The organism is Halomonas sp. McD50-4, assembly GCF_022348135.1.
GTDB lineage: Bacteria > Pseudomonadota > Gammaproteobacteria > Pseudomonadales > Halomonadaceae > Vreelandella > Vreelandella piezotolerans.
Genome location: NZ_JAKRFG010000013.1, coordinates 1 through 23411, shown reverse-complemented (window position 1 = coordinate 23411; position 23411 = coordinate 1). Strand labels below are relative to the sequence as shown.

19 protein-coding genes and 2 pseudogenes are annotated in these 23411 nt (G+C 54.7%); 11 read left to right on the top strand and 10 right to left on the bottom strand.

Translation table 11 applies throughout. The annotated features are described in order from the left end of the window. The first annotated feature begins 57 nt into the window (after positions 1–57). Positions 58–1524, top strand: a complete 1467-nt coding sequence (gene nhaD, locus MHM85_RS14780) for a sodium:proton antiporter NhaD (RefSeq protein WP_058577343.1) — start codon at positions 58–60, stop codon at positions 1522–1524. A 137-nt stretch (positions 1525–1661) separates the two neighbouring features. Here nhaD and MHM85_RS14775 read toward each other — a convergent pair whose 3' ends face one another. The 3 genes from MHM85_RS14775 to MHM85_RS14765 form a co-directional block, all read right to left on the bottom strand. Beyond that, positions 1662–2267 (bottom strand): CBS domain-containing protein, encoded by a 606-nt coding sequence (locus MHM85_RS14775; RefSeq protein WP_231125631.1) that lies wholly within the window; start codon positions 2265–2267, stop codon positions 1662–1664. 132 nt (positions 2268–2399) lie between these two features. Next, on the bottom strand, positions 2400–3800 hold the full coding sequence (locus MHM85_RS14770; RefSeq protein ID WP_219862304.1) for an ATP-binding protein: 1401 nt from the start codon (positions 3798–3800) through the stop codon (positions 2400–2402). Continuing rightward, positions 3797–4471 (bottom strand): response regulator transcription factor, encoded by a 675-nt coding sequence (locus tag MHM85_RS14765; RefSeq protein ID WP_172515142.1) that lies wholly within the window; start codon positions 4469–4471, stop codon positions 3797–3799. Before MHM85_RS14765 ends, MHM85_RS14770 begins: the two co-directional genes overlap by 4 nt. Before the next feature lie 59 nt (positions 4472–4530). Here MHM85_RS14765 and MHM85_RS14760 point away from each other — a divergent pair, with 59 nt between their 5' ends. Together MHM85_RS14760 and MHM85_RS14755 are read left to right on the top strand one after the other, a co-directional pair. Further along, positions 4531–5418 carry a GNAT family N-acetyltransferase gene (locus MHM85_RS14760; RefSeq protein ID WP_219862302.1) on the top strand — a complete coding sequence of 296 codons (888 nt, stop codon included), beginning with the start codon at positions 4531–4533 and terminating at the stop codon, positions 5416–5418. Between the two features lie 277 nt (positions 5419–5695). After that, a complete protein-coding gene (locus MHM85_RS14755) occupies positions 5696–6523 on the top strand; it encodes a c-type cytochrome (RefSeq protein ID WP_139526145.1) in 828 nt (275 codons plus the stop codon). 113 nt (positions 6524–6636) lie between these two features. Here the strand turns inward: MHM85_RS14755 and rep are convergent, their stop codons facing one another. Further along, complete coding sequence (gene rep / locus MHM85_RS14750; RefSeq protein ID WP_139526144.1) at positions 6637–8706, bottom strand: DNA helicase Rep; 2070 nt, start codon at positions 8704–8706, stop codon at positions 6637–6639. Between the two features lie 108 nt (positions 8707–8814). Here rep and MHM85_RS14745 point away from each other — a divergent pair, with 108 nt between their 5' ends. Then, positions 8815–9297, top strand: a complete 483-nt coding sequence (locus MHM85_RS14745; protein ID WP_139526143.1) for a tRNA (cytidine(34)-2'-O)-methyltransferase — start codon at positions 8815–8817, stop codon at positions 9295–9297. Here MHM85_RS14745 and pyrE read toward each other — a convergent pair. Continuing rightward, complete coding sequence (pyrE, locus tag MHM85_RS14740; RefSeq protein WP_139526257.1) at positions 9294–9959, bottom strand: orotate phosphoribosyltransferase; 666 nt, start codon at positions 9957–9959, stop codon at positions 9294–9296. The genes MHM85_RS14745 and pyrE overlap by 4 nt on opposite strands. A 151-nt stretch (positions 9960–10110) precedes the next feature. Between pyrE and MHM85_RS14735 the strand changes: the two genes are divergently transcribed. Further along, complete coding sequence (locus MHM85_RS14735; protein ID WP_139526142.1) at positions 10111–10878, top strand: exodeoxyribonuclease III; 768 nt, start codon at positions 10111–10113, stop codon at positions 10876–10878. 69 nt (positions 10879–10947) lie between these two features. Here the strand turns inward: MHM85_RS14735 and rph are convergent, their stop codons facing one another. After that, complete coding sequence (gene rph, locus MHM85_RS14730) at positions 10948–11685, bottom strand: ribonuclease PH (protein WP_139526141.1); 738 nt, start codon at positions 11683–11685, stop codon at positions 10948–10950. A gap of 116 nt (positions 11686–11801) precedes the next feature. Between rph and MHM85_RS14725 the strand changes: the two genes are divergently transcribed. Both MHM85_RS14725 and MHM85_RS14720 read left to right on the top strand, forming a co-directional pair. Next, a complete protein-coding gene (locus tag MHM85_RS14725; protein WP_139526140.1) occupies positions 11802–12680 on the top strand; it encodes a YicC/YloC family endoribonuclease in 879 nt (292 codons plus the stop codon). A 249-nt stretch (positions 12681–12929) separates the two neighbouring features. Further along, the gene (locus MHM85_RS14720) at positions 12930–14198 is read left to right on the top strand and encodes a site-specific integrase (protein WP_153843648.1); all 1269 of its coding nucleotides are present in this window, start codon (positions 12930–12932) and stop codon (positions 14196–14198) included. Here MHM85_RS14720 and MHM85_RS14715 read toward each other — a convergent pair. The 3 genes and pseudogenes from MHM85_RS14715 to MHM85_RS14705 form a co-directional block, all read right to left on the bottom strand. After that, positions 14162–14251, bottom strand: a pseudogene (locus MHM85_RS14715) (integrase core domain-containing protein); the annotation flags it as partial. The gene MHM85_RS14720 and the pseudogene MHM85_RS14715 overlap by 37 nt on opposite strands. Continuing rightward, positions 14246–14303, bottom strand: a pseudogene (locus MHM85_RS18515) (hypothetical protein); the annotation flags it as partial. The pseudogenes MHM85_RS18515 and MHM85_RS14715, both read right to left, overlap by 6 nt. 1190 nt (positions 14304–15493) lie before the next feature. Next, entirely contained in the window at positions 15494–16189 is a 696-nt protein-coding gene (locus MHM85_RS14705) for a hypothetical protein (protein WP_153843649.1), read from the bottom strand. Positions 16190–16509: 320 nt separating this feature from the next. Between MHM85_RS14705 and MHM85_RS14700 the strand changes: the two genes are divergently transcribed. The 3 genes from MHM85_RS14700 to nadS all read left to right on the top strand — a co-directional run bounded on the left by MHM85_RS14700 (position 16510) and on the right by nadS (position 20054). Beyond that, positions 16510–18060 (top strand): helix-turn-helix domain-containing protein, encoded by a 1551-nt coding sequence (locus MHM85_RS14700; protein ID WP_219862300.1) that lies wholly within the window; start codon positions 16510–16512, stop codon positions 18058–18060. A 78-nt stretch (positions 18061–18138) separates the two neighbouring features. After that, on the top strand, positions 18139–18339 hold the full coding sequence (locus MHM85_RS14695; protein ID WP_153843651.1) for an AlpA family transcriptional regulator: 201 nt from the start codon (positions 18139–18141) through the stop codon (positions 18337–18339). Positions 18340–19769: 1430 nt separating this feature from the next. Beyond that, on the top strand, positions 19770–20054 hold the full coding sequence (nadS, locus tag MHM85_RS14690; protein ID WP_039181156.1) for a NadS family protein: 285 nt from the start codon (positions 19770–19772) through the stop codon (positions 20052–20054). 550 nt (positions 20055–20604) lie between these two features. Here nadS and cls read toward each other — a convergent pair. Then, positions 20605–22083: a cardiolipin synthase gene (gene cls / locus MHM85_RS14685; RefSeq protein WP_050980320.1), complete on the bottom strand. Its 1479-nt coding sequence runs from the start codon at positions 22081–22083 to the stop codon at positions 20605–20607. Between the two features lie 159 nt (positions 22084–22242). Between cls and MHM85_RS14680 the strand changes: the two genes are divergently transcribed. Then, positions 22243–23061, top strand: a complete 819-nt coding sequence (locus tag MHM85_RS14680) for an MFS transporter (RefSeq protein WP_269202179.1) — start codon at positions 22243–22245, stop codon at positions 23059–23061. Positions 23062–23411 lie beyond the last annotated feature (350 nt).

Sequence of the window (23411 nt, the reverse complement as noted above, 5' to 3'; positions counted from 1 at the left end):
AGTTAGTGTGCTTATGATCGTGGCGGTACTCTCTAACCCTGCCAGGATCACGCTGCTATGAAACCACCTAACGTCCTTGCAACTCGGCATCCCGCTTGCCGCGTTGCTTGGTTGTTGACCGCACTCTGCCTCTTCGCTTTTCCCTCTCTTGCTTTTGCTGCTGCTGGCCCCCTCGATCTCACCACCTCGCTTGCCGGTATTGCCTCCGTGACCATTTTCATTCTGGCCTATGCCCTGGTCATGAGTGAAGAAATCATCCACATGCGTAAATCCAAACCGGTTCTGGTGGCCGCTGGCCTGATCTGGGCCATGGTCGCGTGGGTCTACGTACAAGCGGGTATGCCCCATGAGGCAGAGAGCGCCTTCAAAGAGACGCTGCTCGAGTATACCGAGCTGCTGCTGTTCCTCCTGGTGGCGATGACGTACATCAACGCCATGGAAGAGCGTCGTGTGTTCGATGCACTGCGTGCGTGGCTGGTGCGCAAGGGGTTTAGCTACCGGAGCCTATTCTGGATTACCGGCTGTTTGGCGTTCGGTATTTCGTCCATCGCCAACAACATGACGACTGCCATGCTGATGTGTGCGGTGGTGCTAAAGGTCGCCGAGGGGGATAACAAGTTTATCAGCCTCTGCTGTGTCAACGTGGTGGTGGCCTCCAACGCCGGTGGAGCGTTCAGCCCGTTTGGCGATATCACCACACTGATGGTGTGGCAAGCCGGTCAGGTGCCTTTCGAAGGCTTCTTTGCACTGTTGGTACCTGCCATCGTGAATTTCATGGTGCCTGCGGTGATCATGAACTTTTTCATCGTCAATCGTCAGCCCGCTGCGCTCACCGAAAACGTGTGGTTGAAGCGGGGCGCCCGGCGCATCATCGTACTGTTCTTGATCACCGTGGCGATCTCGGTGCTGTGCCACTCGATTCTGTACCTGCCGCCCGCTATGGGCATGATGTTTGGTCTAGGCCTGCTGCAATTCTTTGGCTATTACCTGCGTCGCAGTTTGCCCCGTTCGCTGGAGCGCAAACGTGAGCGTTACTCCCGCCGCGGAGATTGGAAAAAGCTGGAGCAGCTAGGCAGCGTGGTGCCGTTCGATATCTTCAGCCGTATTGCCCGTTCCGAGTGGGACACGCTGCTGTTCTTCTACGGGGTGGTGATGTGTGTGGGTGGCCTGGGGTTCATGGGCTATCTCAGCCTGCTTTCGGAAACGCTTTACGGCGGCTGGGACCCGGTGTGGGCCAACGTCGTGCTGGGGCTGATCTCAGCGGTGGTGGATAACATTCCAGTGATGTTCGCCGTGCTCTCCATGGCGCCGGATATGTCGGAAGGCAACTGGCTGCTGATCACTCTGACGGCCGGTGTGGGGGGCAGCCTGCTCTCCATGGGATCGGCTGCCGGGGTAGCGCTGATGGGGCAAGCCCGTGGTATCTACACGTTTGCGGTGCATTTGCGCTGGGTGCCCGCTATTTTGTTAGGTTACGTAGCCAGTATCGTGGCACACCTGCTGATCAACGCCAGTCTTTTCTAAGGCGGTTAGCTATCCTGCCTAGCCGCTTGGTTAGGCAGGCCAATAAAAACGCCCCTTATCGTTGGATAAGGGGCGTTTCGTTAGAAGCCTATATGTCGACAGGCGGCGTGGCACTTAAGACCACGCGCCTTGGTGGCTTATAAGTCGTGGCCGGTAATGACTTGGCAGATATCGGCGAAGCTGCGCGCCATGGGAACCACCGTCGTGGGTGGTTGGGTATTCAAACGGCTGCCCATGGCCGACTGGATATCAGTGGCAGAAATGATGCCTCTTACGCTGAGCTCCTGGTTTGGCTTGCGCTCGGTAATCAACAGATGCTGCTCGGTAAAGCTTTCCATGGAGAGGACGAGGTCTTCGATGGTGAGCGACGCGAGCTGCTCCAGCGGCATGGCGCTGAGTTTCTCCCAGGGTGTCATGATCATGGCGGCGGTCACTTCGGAGCGCTCTAGGTTACGCTGCTGCATGGCCAGATTGATGCGCCGGGTACCGATGACCTCTTTGGCGGTGAGCACGCCCACGCAGTGGGACTGTTTGTCCATCACGAATAGTAAACGAATACCGCCATGGCGCATTTTCAGATGAGCGTCATCGATGGGCGTGTCGCCTGCGATCGATTGCGGCATGACATGAGTAAAGTCGGTGAGTACCGACATGGCCGGGCTATCGGGCGTCAACTGCTTGGGCGTCGGCGTCGTGAGCAACGGAGTCGCACCAAACTGAACGAGCGGCTTATGTGAGTGCATGAGTTGGTTCATCGAGGGGTACCTCCGTGGTTGTGAAGAAGCAGGTCATTCACCACGCGCCTGCTTTGTACCTTCACATTTGCACGGAATTCTTATCACAATCTTAAGACATCCCCCGTGTTACATTTTTTCTCATTCTTTTGTCTGGCGCTGCGTCAGCGCATCTCTTGCCACGACCGCTCTCACCCTTAGGCCGCCGTTTGGGGCATCCTCCAACCGCAACAAGCCTTCGTGGCGTTTGACCACACGCTCGACGATGGAAAGCCCAAGTCCCACGCCTGCTCCCGGGCCTGCACGCTGGAAGCGTTCGATGACCCGACTGCGTGCTTGGACAGGGATGCCGGGACCTTGGTCATCGACCATGATCGTGATGCCCTGGGAAGCGGCTTCGAGCGTCACCGTCACGATGCTCTGAGCCGGGGAGTGTTGCATGGCATTGCCGACCAAATTCTGTATGAGTGTTTCGATGGCGCCAGGCTCCTCTTCCATCTGCCAGTCGGCATGCTGATCGGCATTGAGCAGCAGCTGCTGTTGGCGTTCGGCGGCCAGTGGCGAGAGCTTTGCCAGGGTTTCCTGAGTTTCCTGCAGCACGTTGGCGAAGCGTATTTCTGGCAGCGGCTCCTCTTCGGGGTCGAGGCGCGCCAGGGTGAGTAACTGGGACACTAGACGCGTCGAGCGAGCGACACCGCTACGCAAGTAGTGCAGCGACGCTTCACGATCTTCGGCGTTATCGGCCGCTAGCGCATTCTGGGCGTGAAGATCCAGCACGGCCAAAGGGGTGCGCAGTTCGTGGGCGGCGTCGGCAATAAACCGTTTTTCGCGTATTCGCAGTTGACGCAGCCGCTCTAACAGCCTGTTCAGTGCGCCAGCGATGGTGCCCAACTCCTGTGGCATCGGATAGAGCGGTAATGGTTTGAGATTGTGCGGATCTCGACTACGAATCTGCTCTGCCAGGCGAGACAAAGGTGCCAATCCCCAGCCAATGGACCACCATAGCAGCAGCGTCAGGAAGGGCAGCCCGATGAGGTCGGGCAGCAGCGTGCGAAGCGCCACGGCGCTGATTAGCTCGCCGCGCACGTCCTCGCGCTCGCTGACCACCACGCGTTTGGGGCTGTTAGGAACATCCAGGACGTACACGCGCCACTCGTACTCGTCCACCGTGATCGTCGAGTAGCCAGCCGGTTGCTGAACCAGCGGCGTGCTCGGTCCGCTGGCAGAGCGTAGAAGCAGACGGTCCTCTTCCCACAATTGAAAGGCGAGTTCACGCAGGGTGTCAGCTGTCGCAGAGGTAACACGTTGGTGGGGGGCCGATAGGGCTTTTTCTAGGCTACTAATCAGCAATGACTGTTCGTATTCGGGCAAAGGGGCTTGAAGTAGTCCTTCTAGCAACACGGCATTTTGCGCCAAGCTCCTATCGTGCAACGCCTCAATTTCGCGAGCGGCATAGCGATAGCTGATATAGCCAATGATCAGCATGCTAATGCCAAAGACGAGTAGGACGAGGCCTAACGTGCGACGGCGGATGGAGGTCATGGAGCTACCTGCTCGGGTTTATCCATGACATAACCAATCCCTCGTACCGTTCGCACCACATCGGGAAATAGCTTGCGCCTTAAATGATGGATATGAACTTCAATGGCGTTGCTCTCTACCTCCTCTTCCCACCCATAAATCAATCGAGTGAGCGTATCGCGGGTGAAAACACGTCCTGGATGACTCATAAACTCTTGAAGCAACGCGAGTTCACGACGTGACAGGGGAACCGTCTGATGTTGATAGGTCACGATCAACGATTGAGGATCCAAGCTAATGCCGCGAAATCTCAACACGTCATTCGTGTGGCCTTGGCTACGACGTAGCAGGGCGCGTAAACGTGCCTTGAGTTCATCCACCTCAAATGGCTTGGTGAGATAGTCATCGGCGCCTGAATCGAGTCCTTCAATGCGATGATCCACGGCATCACGGGCAGTGAGTACTAAAATGGGCACGTGATTGCCGTGACGTCTAATCGTCCGTAATACCTCTATACCATCCACGTTGGGTAAACCGAGATCCAGTATGACGGCATCAAAGGGTTCGCTTTGGAGTGCGTTGAGCGCACTCTCTCCATCGGTAAGATGATCCACCGTATAGTGTTCGGGTTTTAGGGCGATGCGAATTCCCGATGCTAAGCTGGGGTCGTCTTCTACTAATAACAGGCGCATAACGTAGGGGGACCCTCCTTGACTCATAGGGGCTATTTCATATTACCCGGTTATCTAACATGACACGTCGTTCGCCACTCAGCCACCTTGTTGTTCGACCCTGCTCCGACCACCGTCGGCGCGAGGCGCTGCTGCATTTGGCAGCCGTTCAAGACGCTACCCAGCAGGCGGATTTGCAGCACGCCCTGACCACGGCCAGCTCGGCCGATTGGCGAGGCCTATGGGTGGCCATGGCGGGCGAGCATATTCTCGCGGCTGCTTGGGTGCAGCCGCTGTTGAGCCAAACGGCGCAGCTATGGTTGCCCAGGCACGTCGATGCCGCGCTGCCCTTGTTAAACGCCCTACGAGAGTGGATAAGGCGCGAGCCCATCGCGTTGTGCCACGTGGTACTACCCGCGCCGTGGGACGCATGGGAAAGAACGCTGGTTCATGGCGGAATGCGGGCCATGGCCACGCTGGAGCATCGGGTATGGACATGCCAAACTTCCGTTGCTCCCCAGCCATCGCTGGGGTTACGTCCGTTCACGATGTTTCCTCTGGCTGAACAGCATGCGCTGTTGGCGCGGGTGGGGGAAGCGTCGTTGGATTGCCCAGCGCTGCGCGATGCACTGCCCGTGACGACTTTGCTGGCGGGGTTCCAGGCTCAGGCGGGGGCGTCTCAACCATCGCATTGGTTTGGATTGACGTACCAGCAGCGAGAGGTGGGGGTATTGTTACTGGGCACCTCTTCTTCGCACTGGAGCCTGCAACTGATGGGGCTGGTGCCCGAATGGCGGGGCCAGGGGTTGGGGAGAGCCATCATCGGCCATGCGCAAACGTTGGCCGCCCAGGCTGGGGCGCAGAGCCTGAGCTTAACGGTCGATGCGCAAAACACACCCGCACGGCGTGTATATGACCACACAGGCTTCGAACTACGGGGGCGCGAGCGCCTGTTAGGGTGGTATTGAAGTCGTCTTCAGCGGTCGCAACGAATGAGTACCATTACCGTGGGTTGAATTGCCGCGCTTAGTAGCATTTTCTTACCCTTTATGTTCTCGGTATACTAACTCTATACGTATGTCTTGGCGTTTCGGTGCCCCGGTGGCAGCGTTCATCGATAGTGGCATGGCCGCACTTCGGCAAGAGCGGTGTCTCCAAGCGCTAGGTAGTCAGCATAAGCAAAAACGGACGCACTCGTTTTGAAACGCAACGCGTTTATTACATAAAACTCAAGAGGTGGTGAGAGTGAAATCTAAGCTGATCATGAGCGGGCTGGCGGCCCTCGGCGTCATGGCAGGCACATCCGGTGCTTATGCCCAAGATGCAGCGCGTGACGCAATCGCTGAGCGCCTAGCGCCGGTAGGACAACTCTGCCTTCAAGGCCAAGATTGCGGCACGGCGGCAGCTCCGGCCGCGGCCAGCAGTGGCGGTGGTGGTGAAATTGACGGTGCCGGTATTTACAACAATGTCTGTATGGCGTGCCACGAAACGGGTGCCGCTGGAGCACCGGTGCGCGGTGACGAAGCGGCCTGGGCCGAGCGCACCGAGCAAGGCTTTGACACCCTGCTAGACCACGCCATTAATGGTATTGGCGCAATGCCTGCTCGTGGCGGTAACCCCAACCTCTCTGATGAAGAGATGGAAGCCGCTGTTGCTCACTTGGTCTCTCCCGTGATGGAAGTACCTGAACTGGGTGGCGGTGAAGAAGCAACAGCAGAAGCCGCCGACGAAGGCGCGAGCGACGACATGGCGGCTAACGAAGCAGCCACTGAAGCGCCCGCTGAGGAAGCCACTGCCGCCAGTGATGCCGAGGCAGCCGGTGGTGATAGCGGCTTAGACGGTGAAGCCCTCTACGCTAGCATTGGCTGCGCAGCGTGTCACGCCGCTGGTGTGGCGGGTGCCCCCGCCATCGGTGATGCGGAAGCCTGGGGCCCGCGCATTGAGCAGGGTACCGACGCACTCTACCAAAGCGTCTTCAACGGTAAAGGCGTGATGCCGCCGCGCGGTGGCAGCAGCGCGTCCGATGAAGAGATCATGGCCGTCGTCGACTACATGGTCTCGCAAGTACAGTAAGTGGATACCTCACCCTAACCGTAGGGTGAGGCCGTCAGTCCTATAAAATATCCACAGGCGGGTGTACCAAACCCCCTGTGGATATTTTTATGTGCGCCCTTTGCTTCGTACGCTCATCCCAGCAGCGAACGCAGCCCGGCAATGGCGTCTTTGCCGCGCGCCTGCTTCTTCTCCGGGTCCTCTTTATCGGCGCGGCCCTCCCACTCCAAATCATCCGCGGGCAGCTCATCCAAAAAGCGGCTGGGCTGGCAGTCCATCAGCTCGCCGTAGGCCTTGCGCTGACGGGCCAGCGTCAGCGTGAGCGTGCGCCGTGCGCGGGTAATGCCCACGTAGGCCAGGCGGCGCTCCTCCTCCACGGTGCCCATCTCGATGGCGTTACGGTGGGGCAGCAGATCCTCTTCCCAGCCCATCAGGTAAACGTGGGGAAACTCCAGCCCCTTGGAAGCGTGCATGGTGAGAAGCTGCACGCGATCCGAATCGTCCTCTTCGGCCTGCTGCTCCAGAATGTCGCGCAACACCAGCCGCGAGATAGCGGCCTCGACGCTGTCGGTTTCCGTCTCGGTGCTGGCGGTACTCTCTTCCGGGTCGCGGTTCAGCGACTTTTCCAGCTGGTCGATCAGGATCCACACGTTGGCCATGCGGCGCTCGGCAATGGTCGGGGCGCTGGCGTTCTGGTACAGCCACGCCTCGTAATCCATATCCCGCAGCATGTCGCGTATCGCGGCAATGGCATCGCCCTGGTCCATCCGCTTGCGCACGCCATCGATGAAGTGCGTAAAGCGCGACAGCCGCTCCACGGCGCGGGTGGGCAGCGTTTGTTCCAGGCCCAGCTCGTGGCAGGCGGAAAACAGCGAAATGGAGCGCTCGGTGGCGTAGTTGGCAAGCTTTTCCAGCGTACCGGGGCCAATTTCACGCCGGGGCACGTTGACGATGCGCAAAAAGGCGTTGTCATCGGCGGGGTTGATCAAAAGCCGCAGGTACGCCATGGCGTCCTTGATCTCGTTACGCGAGAAAAACGACGTGCCGCCGGAGAGCTTGTACGGAATCTGGTAGTGCTGCAGCTTCAGCTCCAGCAGCCGCGCCTGAAAGTTGCCTCGGTAAAGCACCGCGAAATCGCGCCACTCGGCTTTTTCCTTGATGCGCCGAGTGAGCATCTCGCTGGCCACTCGCTCGGCTTCGGCCTCCTCATGGCGGTTCACCACCACGCGAATCGGCGCGCCGTCGCCCATCTCCGACCACAGGGTTTTGTCGTAGACGTGGGGGTTATTGGCAATCAGCGTGTTGGCGGCGCGCAGTATCGTGCCGGTAGAGCGGTAGTTCTGCTCCAGCTTGATGACCTTCAATCGCGGGAAATCCTCCCCCAGGGTGACCAGGTTTTCCGGCCGAGCGCCCCGCCAGGCGTAAATCGACTGGTCGTCGTCGCCGACCACGGTAAAGGTGGCGCGTTCGGCCATCAGCAGCTTCACCAGCAGGTACTGGGAAACGTTGGTGTCCTGGTACTCATCCACCAGCATGTAGTGGATTTTGCGCCGCCAGCGGGCCAGTGCTTCCGGGTCACGCTGCAAGAGCACCACGGGCAGCAGAATCAGGTCGTCGAAATCCACCGCGTTATAGGCTTTCAGGTGGCGAACGTAGGCTTCGTACACCCGTGCCGCGAAATGCTCGTCGTCATCGGCAGCAAACGAAAGCGCATCCCCGGGCAGCACCAGGTCGTTCTTCCACTGGGAAATCTTCGCCTGAACGGCGTTGATCTGCTCGGCATCCACCTGAGCGTCCTTGTTCATCAAGTCCCGCAGCAGCGCCTTGGCGTCTTCCGGGTCGAACAGCGAAAACCCCGGCTTGTAGCCCAAGGTCTTCAGCTCGCCGCGAATGATGTTGAGCCCCAGGTTGTGGAAGGTCGAAACCGTCAGCCCGTGGCCCTCCTTGCCCTTCAGCATCTGGCCCACCCGCTCTTTCATCTCTCGGGCGGCCTTGTTGGTAAAGGTCACCGCGGCGATCCGGCGGGCGCTCATGCCGCACTCTTGCACGAGGTAGGCAATCTTGGTGGTGATCACGCTGGTTTTGCCCGACCCCGCGCCCGCCAACACCAGGCAGGGGCCATCGATGTAGCGCACCGCCTCTTGCTGGCGTGGGTTGAGCCCTTTGATACGGCTAAGAATGCTCTTTGGCGGTTGGGGCGTCATGGCGAAGGGTGACCTCTACAAGTGTTTCGGAGCGATTTCCATTACAATCAGCGGCGCTGACGAAGGCGCAGCGGGCAAATACAGCAGGTAACTCATAGGCAGGTGGTGATGTTTGAAGTAGCGCTATTCGAGCCGCGGATGGCTCCCAATACGGGCAACATTATGCGCCTGGTGGCGAACAACGGCTGCCGACTCCATTTGATCGAGCCGCTAGGCTTCGATCTCGAAGAGAAAAAGCTGCGCCGCGCGGGATTAGACTACCGCGACCTCGCCAACGTGACCCGACACGCGGATTTTACGGCGTTTTACACCGCCATGCAGGGGCGCACCATCTGGGCGATTACCACCAAAGGCACCCGCGCCCACAGCGATGCCGCCTTCAAGCCGGGGGATGTGCTGCTGTTCGGCTCGGAAACCGCCGGGCTCTCCCCCGAGGTGCACGCCATGCTGCCCGCAGAGCAAAAACTGCGCATTCCCATGCAGCCCAACAACCGCAGTCTGAACCTCTCCAACGCCGTGGCGGTGGTCAGTTACGAAGCGTGGCGCCAACAAGACTACGCTGGCGCACTGCCCATGGGTGACGCAACCTAACCGGCGATACCGTAGTGGTCGCGGTACGCACGCACGGCCTCGGCATAGCTGCTGAGGTCGCTACCTGACTGCTCTTCCAGGTAGGTGAGCACTTGCTCAAGCGACACGATGCTGACCACCGGCATGCCATACTGGGACTGCACTTCCTGGATGGCGCTCTGCTCGCCCTGGCCACGCTCCTGGCGGTCCAGAGCAATGATCACGCCGCCCGCCCGAGCGCCGCTCTGCTCGATCAGGGTCATGACTTCGCGGATGGCCGTGCCCGCCGTGATCACATCATCGATGATCAAGATATCACCCGCCAGCTCAGCCCCCACGATGTTACCGCCTTCACCATGGGTCTTGGCTTCCTTGCGATTGAAGGCGTAGGGCATGTCGCGGTCGTGGTGGTCGGCCAGGGCCGCCGCGGTGACCGCCGCCAGGGGAATGCCCTTGTAGGCAGGGCCGAACAGCACATCGGCCTGCAGGCCGCTATCGACAATCGCCTGGGCATAGAAACGCCCCAGCTTGGCCAGCGCTCGGCCCGTCTGGAACAGGCCCGCGTTGAAAAAGTAAGGGCTTACTCGCCCCGACTTCAGCGTGAACTCGCCAAACTTGAGCACGCCCTGCTCAATAGCGAAGGCAATGAAATCGCGTTGGTAGGGTTGTAGAGTGGTGGCCACGGCGGTGTTCTCTTGTCGGTAGGTGTGGTCGATAGGAATGTAAGTCAAACGCAACAATAAAACGGGGCTAAATAGCAAGAATTGGTTTGTCTATTTACCCAAACGTCTAAACGTCGGGTATCATACAGCAGCGACGCAAAAGGGACGATTTATGAAAATTGCCAGCATCAATGTCAATGGTATTCGTGATGCCGTCGACCGTGGCTTCCTGGACTGGCTGGCTCAGCAGGATGCCGACGTGGTCTGCGTGCAGAACATCAAGGCAAAAAGTTTTGAACTGGGTGACCATATTCTCTATCCGGAAGGCTACGAAGGCTATTTCCTGGATGCCGAGGAGGATGGTTTCGCCGGTGTGGCGCTCTATTGCCGCAAAATCCCCAAGGCCATCATGTACGGCCTGGGGTTTCCTCAGTGCGATCACGAAGGGCGCTTTCTGCAGGCGGACTATGACCGTTTCAGCATTGCCACTTTCCTGATGCCCGACGGAAGTGACCAGAAAGCCAAGCAGGCGTTCATGGAGCAGTACCAGGAGTACCTGACGAAGATGTCGCGCAAGCGCCGCGAATACATCATCTGCGGTACCTGGCACATTGCCCACAAGACCGTCGACCTGGCCAACTGGTCGGACAATCAGCTCACCTCCGGCTTCCGCCCGGAAGAGCGTGCCTGGATGGACCAGGTGCTTGGCCCCACCGGCTTTATCGACACCTTCCGCGAAATCAATCGCGACGCTGGCGAATACACCTGGTGGCCAAAGCTTGACCAAGACGTGCCCCGTGATCGCCAAGAGGGCTGGCGGATCGACTATCAGCTGGTCGGCCCCAACTTCCGTCGTCACGTGGTCGACGCGTGGATCGATTACGATGCGACCTTCTCCGAGTTCGCACCGCTGATCGTCGAGTACGATCTAGCGCTTTAAGCGTTAGCTACTTCCCGCGTCGCACCGCCAACAGGCCAGCTTACCGCTGGCCTGTTGCGTTTGGCTCGCTCAAGGTCGAATGCCCAGTGCTTCACGCTGCTTCTCGCGCAGCTCATTACCGGCTTTTTCGGCTAGGTCCAGCATGGCATTCAGCTCTTTACGGCTGAACGCGCCCGCTTCCGCCGTGCCTTGCACTTCGATCAGCTCAGCGTCTTCAGTCATCACCACGTTCAGGTCGGTGTCGGCCTTGCTGTCTTCGGGATAGTCCAGGTCCAGCACCGGCACGCCCTTGTAAATACCCACCGAGATCGCGCTGACCAGCTGCTTGAAGGGGTCGCCTTTGATCTTCTTCTCCCGCTGCAGATAGCGAATCGCGTCCACCAGCGCCACGCAGCCACCGGTAATCGCCGCTGTACGCGTGCCACCATCGGCTTGGATGACATCGCAATCCACGGTAATGGTGAATTCGCCCAGTTTCTTCAAATTCACCGCCGCGCGCAGGCTGCGGCCAATCAGCCGTTGAATCTCCAGCGTGCGGCCACCCTGTTTGCCGCGGGTCGCTTCGCGGCCGCTGCGGGAGTGGGTGGCGCGGGGTAGCATGCCGTACTCGGCGGTAATCCAGCCCTGATTCTTACCGCGCAGCCAGCGCGGCACGCCCGCTTCCACGCTCGCGTTGCACAGCACCTTGGTATCGCCAAACTCCACCAGCACGGAGCCTTCCGCATGGCGGGTGTAGTCACGGGTCAAGCGAATCTCACGGAGCTGGTCGGCCTCGCGACCGCTGGGGCGAACAACATCAGGACGCATAGCACCTCACATCATGTTAAAAGTGGAAAGCCCTCTATTGTACACGTCTGAGCGTGCGTGGATGGGCCTATCGGTTAGACTGTCCGGAATCACATTGATGGATAGGATGCTCACTTATGGCCGCTTCCCGCCACGTACATAGCATGACCGCTTTCGCCCGCACCGAGCAGGCCGCCCCGTTTGGCACCCTGCAGGTCGAGATTCGCTCGGTGAACCAGCGCTACCTAGAGCCGCACTTTCGCCTACACGAAAGCCTGCGGGATCTAGAGCCGGTGCTGCGCGAAGCGCTGCGCACGCGCCTGGCGCGTGGCAAGGTGGAGTGCAGCGTACGCTTTGAGAGCGCTGATACCGCCCAAGCACCGGCCGTGAACGCCCAGCGACTAAAAGAGATAGCCGATGCCCTGGTCGCCATTCAGCAGCAGGTGCCCGGCGCCGTGCCGCCCACCACGCTAGCACTGCTCAACCAGCCCGGCGTGATGGAAACCCAACACCTCGACCAAGACGCCATCAAAGCCGCCGCCAACGCGCTGTTTGACCAAGCCCTGGACGAGCTGATCGACGCCCGCGCCCGCGAAGGCGACAAGCTCGCCGAGATGATCACCACCCGCCTGGAGGCGGTCAGCGAGCAAGTGGCCACCGTACGCAGCCTGCTGCCGCAGATTCTGGAGCGCCAACGCGCCCAACTGCTAGAGCGTTTAGACATCGCCAAAACCGAACTCGACCCCCAGCGTCTGGAAGCCGAGCTGGTACTGGTGGCCCAAAAAGCCGACGTGGACGAAGAGCTGGACCGCCTCACCGCGCACATCGACGAAGTGCGCCACCAGCTCGCCCAAAAAGGCCCCAAAGGCCGCCGCTTGGACTTCCTGATGCAGGAGCTCAACCGCGAAGCGAATACGCTCTCATCGAAATCCGTGGTGGCAGAGACCACCCGCTGCGCGGTGGAGCTGAAGGTGTTGATCGAGCAGATGCGGGAGCAGATCCAGAATATTGAGTGATGCCTATGGTCGTTTTTTTAATTCTATAAAATACTGTTTTATATATTTTTAATAAAATTAGTGTCTATGCTCGTCCACCGAAATCCCGCTTAATCCACCGCCAAGTGGGTAGTAAAGTGGGTAGTAAAATGCCATGCTATCCACCAGATGGGCGTATTTCTGAGGTTTTGCTACCCAATATTAATATAAGTATTTGAAATATAAATAAATATATGGTTTTAGACGTTGGCGGAGGGGGGGAGAAGAGCGATGGGGAGTTTTACTGCCAAGAAAATTCAATCATTGATCAGAGAAGCCAAGCCTGGGCGCTACGGTGATGGCAACGGTTTGTACTTGATGATTCCGAAGTCAGGAGCGGCCTATTGGATGTGCCGCTACACCTTCGCGGGTAAGCGTCGCGGTATGACACTGGGTAAATGCTCTGAACTCTCCTTGCTCGAAGCTCGTGAGCAAGTGGTTGAGACTCAGAAAGCCATTCGTAGCGGTACAGACCCTCTTGTAGAGCGCGTACGTGAAGAAAAAATAACCATTAGCACGGTGCAGGATCTGTTTGACGATTGGTATCAGGAGCTCGAGAAGCGACTCAAGCATCCCAACATCCCTAAACGCGTCTTTGAAAAGGATATTGCTCCTGCCATCGGTTCGCTAACGCTGGCTAGCGTTACCCCTATGGATGTGCGTACCATTATCAGAAGGGTAACTAACAGCGGTCGCCCAACCGTTGCAAATGACGCCTTGATGTACTTAAAACAGCTATTTAACCATGGCATCAAGCTAGGGTTTTTGACCTATAACCCTGCGTCTGCTTTCAACGTCAACGATGCGGGCGGGGTCGAGAAAAGCCGTGATAGAGCACTTAGTGTTGAAGAGCTCAGGTTTGCCTTTGAGGTTTTCAGAGAAAATCGCACTAGCTTTACGCGTGACAACTATCTCGCATGCGCACTGCTTGTTGTGCTTGGAGTGCGTAAAACAGAGCTCACTGAAGCCACGTGGTCAGAATTTGACTTGAACAATGCGAAATGGAACTTACCCGGAGAGCGCAGCAAATCGGGTGTGGGAATGGCGATTCCTTTGCCACCACAAGCAGTCGAGTGGTTAGAGGAGCTTCACATCCGTGCTTGTGGTTCACCTTACGTATTTCCTAGCCGTCGTAGCAGTAAGCAGCCCCATATGGGCAGGGATACACTCAATCGCGCCATTGCTAAGCTATTTGGTAAAGAACCAGGCAAGAAGCAGCAACCTGAAAATAGAATGGGTGATTTACCCGAGTTTACGGTGCATGACCTTAGGCGCACTTGCCGCAGTCTGTTGGCTGAGACCGGCGTACCTAGCCATGTGGCTGAGCGCTGTTTGAATCATAAGCTGAAAGGTGTTGAAGGCGTCTATGATCGGTATGATTATTATGAGGAACGAAAGCGTGCTTTGATAAAAGTAGCAAATTTAGTTAATTCTGTAATGCTACCAAGTTCCTGCACACCCTACGCTGCTAATGCTGGGTGTGCTCTGGGTGCCACATAGCCTAATGACTGATGTGGCCGTTCTTCGTTGTAATACTGGACCCAGCGATTCAAATCGGTGTACCCAAATACACTCCTCTTTCAAGGAGCGAAAGAAGCCTTCCACTAGGCCGTTCTGCTCTGGTGTGTAGGGCGTTGTATACTCCTGATTCAGTCCATAGGCCCTGACGGTGCTCGTGTAGTGCCGATTGCTGAACACCAGACCGTTGTCAGAGCGCAGTGCCAGAGATGAGTGAACACGCCCCAGCGCTCCCAGACGATAGATCAGCGCTTCTTCCAACGCCGCCTCAGCCGTCTTGCTACTGCCGTTGACCGATAACCGCCAGCCGAGGATCTCACGTGTACAGCAGTCAATGATGACCGTTAGGCTACCTATCCTTACTACACCATAGTGTGACAAGTCGGTTGCCCAACGCTCATCCGTCCTTGAGGAAGCTGACGGTAGGCTCCTGGCTCAAGACCGAAAGTCTTGAGGCCGCTTGCGTACCTGCCAAACCTTCAGTCGAAAGATGTGCTGTATAGGCTTGCGGTTCACACTCCAGACGGCGATAGCCGTATGTAGGAGAGTGCTCCAAGGCTAGTTTTACTTGGCTGACCAGCTCAGTATTGATCAAGCTGGGTTGGTTTATAACGTCCTCCTGATGGCTGCACTATAACCTGTGCAGCTACGAAGGGGCACTTCAATAGTTCAAGGGTAATCTAAAATACTTTTGGAATTTAATGGCTTCACCTTTTTCACAGTATTGATGTTATTGCTTTGATTGCTATGGTTTTCATGGGACTCAGCAGTGGATTATCACTAACCCAGCCAATAGCCTCAACCAACGCTAAATAGGAAATCGAATTAATTGTGAATCGCCAATGACGTTCTAGGCCATCGTGCGGACTTTAGTGTTATTTTTGATACCACCAGGAGCGTGTGTTTGCATTTTTAAAGTGAGCGATAAGGTGGTCTTAGTAAGGGCTTTTGTATTCTCCATAGAGGTTAAAGAGCTTGGTTTTTTCTCTGAAACCTCTAGCTAAATATTGAGTTTGACCATGATTCGTTAAAATAGAATTAAAACTTTTATTTACACTTCTTGAACTGCGATTTTTGTTAATTTTGCCTTGTCTGGTACGTGCTCATCACGTTAATAAGAGCCCTCCGTTAATCAAGTTGTAATAAGCCGAACTGTGTTTGCTCTGTGGAATTTCACGAAATAGGCAGTCTTTATGTTTAGGTTGATGTAAGTGTTAAGTGTGACGATATTGCTGAATTTCAGGTTGCCATCTTAAAGTTTTAATGATTGGCGTTTTTTAGTAGTAGTAAAAGCCATATTTACAACCTTTTTCTAAGGCTTTTTCAAGTGTTTCAGGGTTTATAGAGCCGTCAGGAGACTGCATGATAGAGATTGTAGTTGCTAGCTCTGTAACGCGTTCTCTGACTAATTTAAAATAAATGGTGCGTAGGTTAAAGTCTTTAGATGGATCTCCTCCGTTCTTCAGTACTTCAAGGCTACAGCGGTGGTTGATTTCGTTCATCAATTCATCGATCAAACTATCCACGTCACTTTGATGTATATATTGTTGTGCTATATCTAAAAACGAATCGCTTAAATTGCTGGTTTCTTTAGCTATAAAATTCTTTTTTCCCAGCGCCTCGTTAATAAGATCGCTGAGTGTTTGTGCTTGAGACTGTTTACGCTTTTTCGCTAAAAGCTTTAGTTGCTTTATTTTTTTCTCTGGGATTTGAAGAGAGACTGGGTTGCCATTCTTCTTACGGTATTGGTACGTATTCCAGGCTCCTTTCATTTGCCTGCTGGCTTCTCGATATTCAGCTTCATCAGGAAGCTTCTTCAAGCTTTTAGCCATCTCAACATAACCGTACTCAGCAGGCGGTTTTACCGAAATGAACGCCGTAGAACCTTTGAAAATCTTACGCGCCAAGTAACTAGCTATCCACTCCAGCTGAGCAGGATCACGAGTTACGATCCAATCGAAAGGTTGAGTCATGAACAATTTCCACTAGTGAATTAGATATATCTAATTTTTTTGAGTCGGCTGTCACATGTCAAATACATTGTACACATGCAATGTACGGTTTCAACGGTTAATTACAATGTAATAGAACAACGTAAAAAAATGAATCGATAAAAGTCCGTGAAATCGGATTTTTATTTTTTGTAGAATGCCGTAAGCTGCATGCTATGCACACATCCATTCTGACCTACAAGAACGCTCGCCTAACGCCCGAAGAACGATGGCTACTGATGCAGTGGGCGTCTGTGATAGGCGCTGACCAGAGCTTTGATGGCACTTTGAAGGATCTCTTCATGAGCCTAGGCATGACGTATGCGCAAGGCCGTCGAGCCTGGGGTTGTCTCATAAAAAAACACGGAGAAAGGCAAAACCAGTTTATTGAGATTGAGCGCCTACCTATTAAAGGACCAGGACGGCCAGCGGCACGTTATCGTTTATCAGCAAAGTTTGTGAAAGAACTACAGAAGTATCCGTTGTCTTCTACGCACCACGTAGAAGAAATAGCCACACTTACCAAAACGACCCTACTATCTGCTGAAAATAAAAATAAGGATCTGGTAAGAGATGGACGTCGCCGCCGTTCAAGGTTGACCTTGCCTAACCGGTGGCTATTAATGGTGTTGCTAGCTCATGCTGATACGCCAGGTGTAATAACCAGCCTTGGAATATCAACAATACGTCACCTCACTGGGATGTCACGCTCCCGCATAGATAGGCAACTGAAGAAATTGGTCGATTTAGGTATCGTTGCTCACCATGAGCCAGGGCGATACTCACACCAAGCTAAAAAACGCAAAACCTCTATTTATCTGCTTGATTTAGCCCACCCCTCATTTGGAAAACACACAAGAACGCCCATTACAATTGTGTCGCCGCCTTCAAGCACCAAACCCGAGGTAACGGAATCAACAAAAGGTGAAATAAAAAGAACGGAGTTAGTCGGTGGAATAGTGGATGCAGTGATGACTGCAGGGGTATGCAGCTTGCAAATCGAAGCATTGTTGAAGGAGTACAATGCCAACAAGGGTTCTGATAGTACCGTGTCAGACGATACTAAGGATGAATCAAAACGAGAGCATGATCCTTATCGCGAGGCTAAAAAATACCAAGAGAGATACAACGAAATCAAAATGGTTTTTGACCTGGCGCTATCAATGCTGCCAAGCACACGTTATCTAGAAGGTGGCGTTGAAGAACTTCTTAAGCGCTACGATGTGGAGGATGCAAACTGGTTACTTACCAGTGTTCATATCGATACTTGTCGTCTGCTAACTTCCTCCTGGAATGAATTGAAAGAAGGTTGTTCCGGGCCTGAACAGCCACAACATGACGTTATAGTGGCGACTGCTCGTCGTTTAGGCATAACGCCTGAATATGTGATCGAAACGAAACCTGAGCAGGAGTCAGAATGGGCGTCTGAAAAAGCAGACAACTATACAAAGGCCTTGGACGATAAGCCTCCCACAGTAGAACCAATAACAGAACAATTCTCTTATCACCCCTTGGCGCTACTGTTTTATGCCCTGTCACATCACCTAGCCAAACAGCTTCAGCGTGACATCATCCGTAATGGACACGGAGACGACGAAGCAATGACCTACATGCTTGTGCCTGTTTTTCCCAATTCACCTAACGGCTCGACCTTACCCGCGTTTCAACTACGTAGCTATGGCCTGCGTTCCGAAGATGCCGGTAAAGAGCCAACGACCACTATATCCCGCAGCCCTGTCAGCGAGGATCTAAAAACCTATTGGCAAACACATCATCAGGATTGCCTTTCAGCTATCAATGATGAGCCAGATGATGGCACAGAGTCTGACGCTCAAGAGCCGAGCGACGCATGACCACCAGTAGCCAAAGTCACTCTCCAATTAAAAAATACTCACCAGCCTCATCTCATGAACGAATAACAGGAGTTCGTCATGAGCAACCGACTCATCCGCATCAAAGACGTCATGGATCGCACCGGGCTGGCTAGATCGACGGTCTACAAGTACATCAACCTTGGGCAGTTCCCTCAGCCCATCAAGCTGGGCACTCGGGCTGTTGCCTGGGTCGAGCGCGAGGTGGAAGCCTGGATCTGCGAAAGCATCGAGCGCAGAGATCAAGTAGTGCTGAAGTAACTCAACCTTTCCTCATTTAATTGAAGAGTGATTATTCGCTAACGGCGACTCACTCCCACCAGCAACCATCAGTACCTATCGGTCACTACCCATTCCCAAGAACCTTGTTTAATTATTATTATTTAAATCAATTAGTTAAATCAAAGGGTAATGGAAGGGGCATCAAGCCCCGTACCTGAGTAGCGAGCGTAAAGGTAGCCATCCACACGTATCCGTCTCAATGAATCCAGCCTCCGCTGGAGGCTTCGTCGTGCCTGACATACATGCTCATGCCTCCGAAGGCATGGGTCGATCTCACTATCGAGGTAATTAAAATGCTTCAACGACACCCATCAAACGCTAATTTGTGCTTGAACGCTGCTCCTACCTTCAACGGGCTTGCTCTCCAAGTGAAACACCTCCCAATGGCCGATGAATACCTTCAGGCCCTTTACAATACAATGCACAAGGCTCTCGCTGACTACCCTCGCGTGCTAGCCTTCAGAGTCGATCCTGTCATTCCTACAACGATAAGTGACCGGATGAGGCCGGAGGATCACAAAGGCCTTATCGCAAGGTTCATCGCTTCCTTTAAAGCGATTATCAAACATGATCGTGAGAGTAAACGCCAAGCTGGCTGGGTGCCTGACACTAAGGTGCGCTACGTGTGGTGTCGGGAGATTGGCCTTAACGGCAAGCCGCACTATCACTTCTTCTTCCTACTGAATCGTGACGCGTATCACATGCCAGGTAAGGCAGGCTCTCAAAACGAGAACCTTATCAGCCGTGTGTCACGTGCTTGGTACAGCGCGCTGGGAATCACTTGGAACCCTCAAGAGCCATGGGTACACATACCTGATAACCCGTACTACTGGATCGACCGAGGTGACCTGACTAGCTTTGAGCAGGCTTTCACACGCGCTTCGTATCTCTGCAAAGCGAATACAAAGCAGTATGGGCTAGGTGTACGAGCGTTTGGCACCAGTCGCCACTGAAAGCCTCGTTACGATCATTGAGCAAGGCTGCTAAGCAGCGCTTTGCCCCCATGCCCCCACACCGCTAAACTCGGTTCACTATTTTGTTGGGGCGATGTATCAGCCATGCCCACGGTTACTGCCATACATGGAATCATCAATGAGCCACACCGTTACGCTGCAACAGCTGGAAACCCCAGTAGGACTTTAACCTGTGAGCAAGGGATTATGAGTGCAACCAAACAAACTTTGGGATCGCGCCTGCAATGCGGAAACCAAGAATTATCAATACGTTATCTTTTCCAGGGATTACATTACTCACATGTCTTTCATCCTGTTAGCAGCCAGATGACAACCAGGCGGCGACCATATATCTGTGATATTGGCCTACCCTAAGAACATGAAGGACAACATAACACTTGCTGAAAAGGCCGCATTGAAAACACTGACCCACCAATTAAAGGAGGAAGTTTCTGGATGAGCATTTTTGACGAACTCCAAACATCGCTGCAGGAAGCCGTTGAGATTAATCAGGGCAACACTGAGGCTAGCCGCACAGCACGCCATGAAGTAGCCGATGTAAAAGCCATTCGTACCAAGCTCAATGTTTCTCAGGCGGAATTTGCCAGCGCAATGGGAACCAGCGTGGATACGATCAAAAGCTGGGAAGGCAAACGTAATAATCCTACGGGGCTAGCCGCTAAGGTACTGGCGACGATTCGGAATAACCCAGACTTTTTCAATGAAATTGCTTCACACTAACACCTACTTTCCTGACATAAGAATAATGGTAATTTGACGTGAGTGTGAAAAGCGCATTCTTAGACGCGCACTCCCGGAAAAATTGCGCCATCACCTGAAGCCCTTGAATCCGCATGCGAATACAATGGCCTTGTTCAGCCAGCTACATACTACTGTCAACCACCGTAAGGTTGTCTTGGTCTGCGCAACAATATCTTCTTCATTAACTAAGACCCTCTCCTAGGGAATCTGCGCAGTCAACGAATCGGAGGCGTCCAATAGCCTGCTCGTCACAGAGTCAACAGCCGTTGCACAGATCTCGTTACGGTTGTACCAGACCCTAACGAGTTTAATGGCGTACAGTTACCACACCAGCCCGAGCCAACTCGGTGAATCGCATTACCTTTTCTTCAACTGTTCATTTTATTTCAGCTTAAAACCGAGAGGTTGCCTGAAGTTTACTATCTGGATTGAGTATTGCACGAGGGGCTTTCATCATGGCCTGAAACTCCAAAGCGAAGACTTGAATGCAAAATCACAGGCCAGCGGGCAATAGAGTGATCAAGCACACTCATAAGACCGGCGCAAACAAATAGGCCGCTCGAGCCGCCACCCGATGCCAAAGCGGCTTATCGCTGATCTCTTCTGGCTGCATCTGCCGTGCCCGCGCGAAATCCGCCTTGAACATCGCATCAACCTCGGCGGCAAAGTCGGCGTCCATCACCATCGCCGTCACCTCGAAGTTGAGTCGAAAGGAGCGGTTGTCGAGGTTAACGGTACCCACTGCCGCACCGATTTCGTCAACCAAAAAGGCTTTGCCATGTAAGAAGCCCCCCTCGTAGCGATAGACCTCGACCCCCGCCTCGAGAAGCGAATCGAGAAAGGCATAGGCCGCAAAGTAGGTTAGAAGGTTATCTGGACGTTCGGGAATCAGGATTTTCACCTCTACTCCGCTTAACGAGGCTAGTTTAAGCATCGCCAGCACCCCCTCATCTGGCACAAAGTAGGGACTGGATATCCAGATACGCTCTTGCGCGGCGTGAATTGCCTGTTGAATCATCAGACTAGCCGTCTCAAATCGGTCTGCGGGCCCACTCGGAAGAATGAGCACCGGTGTACCATGGCCGCTTGGAATTAGCGGTGACCAGGGAAGCTCGGGGATTTCCTCAGTCGCCCAGTGCCAATCTTCAAGAAACACCAGCTGCAGCGCCAAGGCCGCAGGCCCCTCAATCATTAGGTGGGTATCACGCCACGGGCCAATTCGTGGGTGGCCTTCCAAGTATTCATCGCCAACATTGAATCCACCGACCCAAGCTCTTTCCCCATCGGCCACCATTATCTTGCGATGGTTGCGAAAGTTGAGCTGGAAGCGATTACCTGTCCCCCGCGTAGAATGAAAGCGATGTACTCGAACACCCGCCTCTTCCAGCGTCTGGAGATAGTGGCTCGGCAACGCATAACTTCCAATTTCATCGTATAGAAAGAAGACCTCCACGCCCTGCCTAGCCTTCTCAATCAGCCGTGCCTGCAGCGCCAATCCCACTGCATCAGCCCGAACGATATAAAACTGCACAAGCAGATAGCGCTCAGCAGCATCAATACCGGCAAACAAGCTCTCGAAGGTCTGCTCACCGTCGATCAGCAGTTCCACCCGGTTGCCACCTAGAAACGGCAGCTTGGCCAGCTGTTCGACACCCACCAGATGCTTGTCAGCGTGTTCATCCGAAACCCCATGAGCCCGCAGCTCGGCCAGTTTTTCAGCAAGCGCCTGCCCCAACACCGAGTTCTCGTCGCGTCGTGCAGAGACATAGCCCTGGAATTTCGTGCGGCCGAACACCCAGTAGGCTGGCACCGCCACATAGGGCAATGTGTTTAGTGAAACGATCCAGGCCACAGCTCCCTGAGAGGTACGGCTCGACATCATCGCATCCAGTGACGACACAAACCCAACCAGATGAGCAACTCCCACCACGAGCAGTAAACGACGCCAGAATCGACGTCGCCTGGAGGGCAGCGTTACTGCCCCCGGCTTTTCCCTTTCATCGCTCATGCTCCCCCTAAACCACCTTTTCTTCGCTGTAAAATCAGTTTTATCATTGCCGCAACCTGAACGGTAAAGACAATACTCACGAGCCCTACAAACCAGAACCGAAACCAATTGGGCCCAGACACCCCACTCTGGAAAATCTCTGCCGCCCTGGTTATATCGGTGATCCTGCCTGCGTCTCACCCCCTAGAGGAAGCCCCCGGCGTCTGGCGTCGCGTTACTCATGGTATGCGGATTTACCTGAAGACGCCCCGGTTGCGCGGGCTACTGGCGTTGAACCTGGCTGTTTCAGCCGCCGGGACCATGCAGATCGTCAACACGGTGGTACTCGTACGCTCGGTGTTGAATTTGGGCGAGAAAGAAGTCGCACTGGCCTTTGCCGCCGCAGGCGGGGGCTCCATGCTAATAGCCTTACTGCTGCCCAAGGTGCTGGAACGGGTGTCCGAGCGGCCAGTCATGCTGCTGGGTGGCGTTATGATGGCACTCAGCCTCTACCTGGGCTGGCTGGGCCCATCGTTTGCGGGGCTTGTCGGGCTATGGTTACTGCTGGGCGCTGGGGCCTCGTTGGTCATGACCCCCACCGGGCGCCTGCTCAAACGTTCATGCCAGCCGGAGGAGCGTCCAGCGCTGTTTGCTGCCCAGTTCTCGTTGTCACACAGCTGTTGGCTAGTCACCTATCCGTTGGCAGGCTGGCTGGGAGTGAACCTGGGACTGACGGGTACGTTCGCTTTGCTGGGAACGGTGGCCCTGGCGGCAACGGGGCTCGCGGCCCTTATCTGGCACGCACATGACCCGATGGCTCTTGAGCACGAGCACGCTGCCCAAAGTCACACCCACCTGCACTACCACGATGAACATCATCAGCACGAACATGAGGGATGGGAGGGGCCGGAACCTCATCGCCATTCCCACCATCATTCCCCAGGCTCACATGGGCACGTCTTTGTTATCGATGACCACCATTCCCATTGGCCATCGTAAAACGAGTAAGGACGCGGGCTTGGGAAATAAACGTGGGATGCGAACTGCCAATCTTACTAACGCGGGTATACAACATGCTCACCTTTTATTAAGGCGTAATATTAATAGGAGGTTTTTGCGCAAAGTAAGCTTTAACAGGCTTGCTAGTGTGGCAATGTGTAGGTGTAAAGAAAACGACGCAATCTTATTTTTAGCTTACCGTAACGAATCGACCCGTAACGCACTAGCCCGGATTTCTCACAGGGTATAAAAGAAAGCGGCTGAAAGTGCTATGATTTCAAGAACCTAACCAATCCATCAAGCACCAACAGCCGCTTCCAAAATGGTACCTGAAAAGCTGACCTTCTCGC

Coding starts and splice junctions, on each gene's coding strand:
- nhaD (WP_058577343.1), top strand. CDS start 58: ATGAAACCACCTAACGTCCTTGCAACTCGGCATCCCGCTTGCCGCGTT.
- MHM85_RS14775 (WP_231125631.1), bottom strand. CDS start 2,267: ATGCACTCACATAAGCCGCTCGTTCAGTTTGGTGCGACTCCGTTGCTC.
- MHM85_RS14770 (WP_219862304.1), bottom strand. CDS start 3,800: ATGACCTCCATCCGCCGTCGCACGTTAGGCCTCGTCCTACTCGTCTTT.
- MHM85_RS14765 (WP_172515142.1), bottom strand. CDS start 4,471: ATGCGCCTGTTATTAGTAGAAGACGACCCCAGCTTAGCATCGGGAATT.
- MHM85_RS14760 (WP_219862302.1), top strand. CDS start 4,531: ATGACACGTCGTTCGCCACTCAGCCACCTTGTTGTTCGACCCTGCTCC.
- rep (WP_139526144.1), bottom strand. CDS start 8,706: ATGACGCCCCAACCGCCAAAGAGCATTCTTAGCCGTATCAAAGGGCTC.
- MHM85_RS14745 (WP_139526143.1), top strand. CDS start 8,815: ATGTTTGAAGTAGCGCTATTCGAGCCGCGGATGGCTCCCAATACGGGC.
- MHM85_RS14735 (WP_139526142.1), top strand. CDS start 10,111: ATGAAAATTGCCAGCATCAATGTCAATGGTATTCGTGATGCCGTCGAC.
- rph (WP_139526141.1), bottom strand. CDS start 11,685: ATGCGTCCTGATGTTGTTCGCCCCAGCGGTCGCGAGGCCGACCAGCTC.
- MHM85_RS14725 (WP_139526140.1), top strand. CDS start 11,802: ATGGCCGCTTCCCGCCACGTACATAGCATGACCGCTTTCGCCCGCACC.
- MHM85_RS14720 (WP_153843648.1), top strand. CDS start 12,930: ATGGGGAGTTTTACTGCCAAGAAAATTCAATCATTGATCAGAGAAGCC.
- MHM85_RS14705 (WP_153843649.1), bottom strand. CDS start 16,189: ATGACTCAACCTTTCGATTGGATCGTAACTCGTGATCCTGCTCAGCTG.
- MHM85_RS14700 (WP_219862300.1), top strand. CDS start 16,510: ATGAGCCTAGGCATGACGTATGCGCAAGGCCGTCGAGCCTGGGGTTGT.
- MHM85_RS14695 (WP_153843651.1), top strand. CDS start 18,139: ATGAGCAACCGACTCATCCGCATCAAAGACGTCATGGATCGCACCGGG.
- nadS (WP_039181156.1), top strand. CDS start 19,770: ATGAGCATTTTTGACGAACTCCAAACATCGCTGCAGGAAGCCGTTGAG.
- cls (WP_050980320.1), bottom strand. CDS start 22,083: ATGAGCGATGAAAGGGAAAAGCCGGGGGCAGTAACGCTGCCCTCCAGG.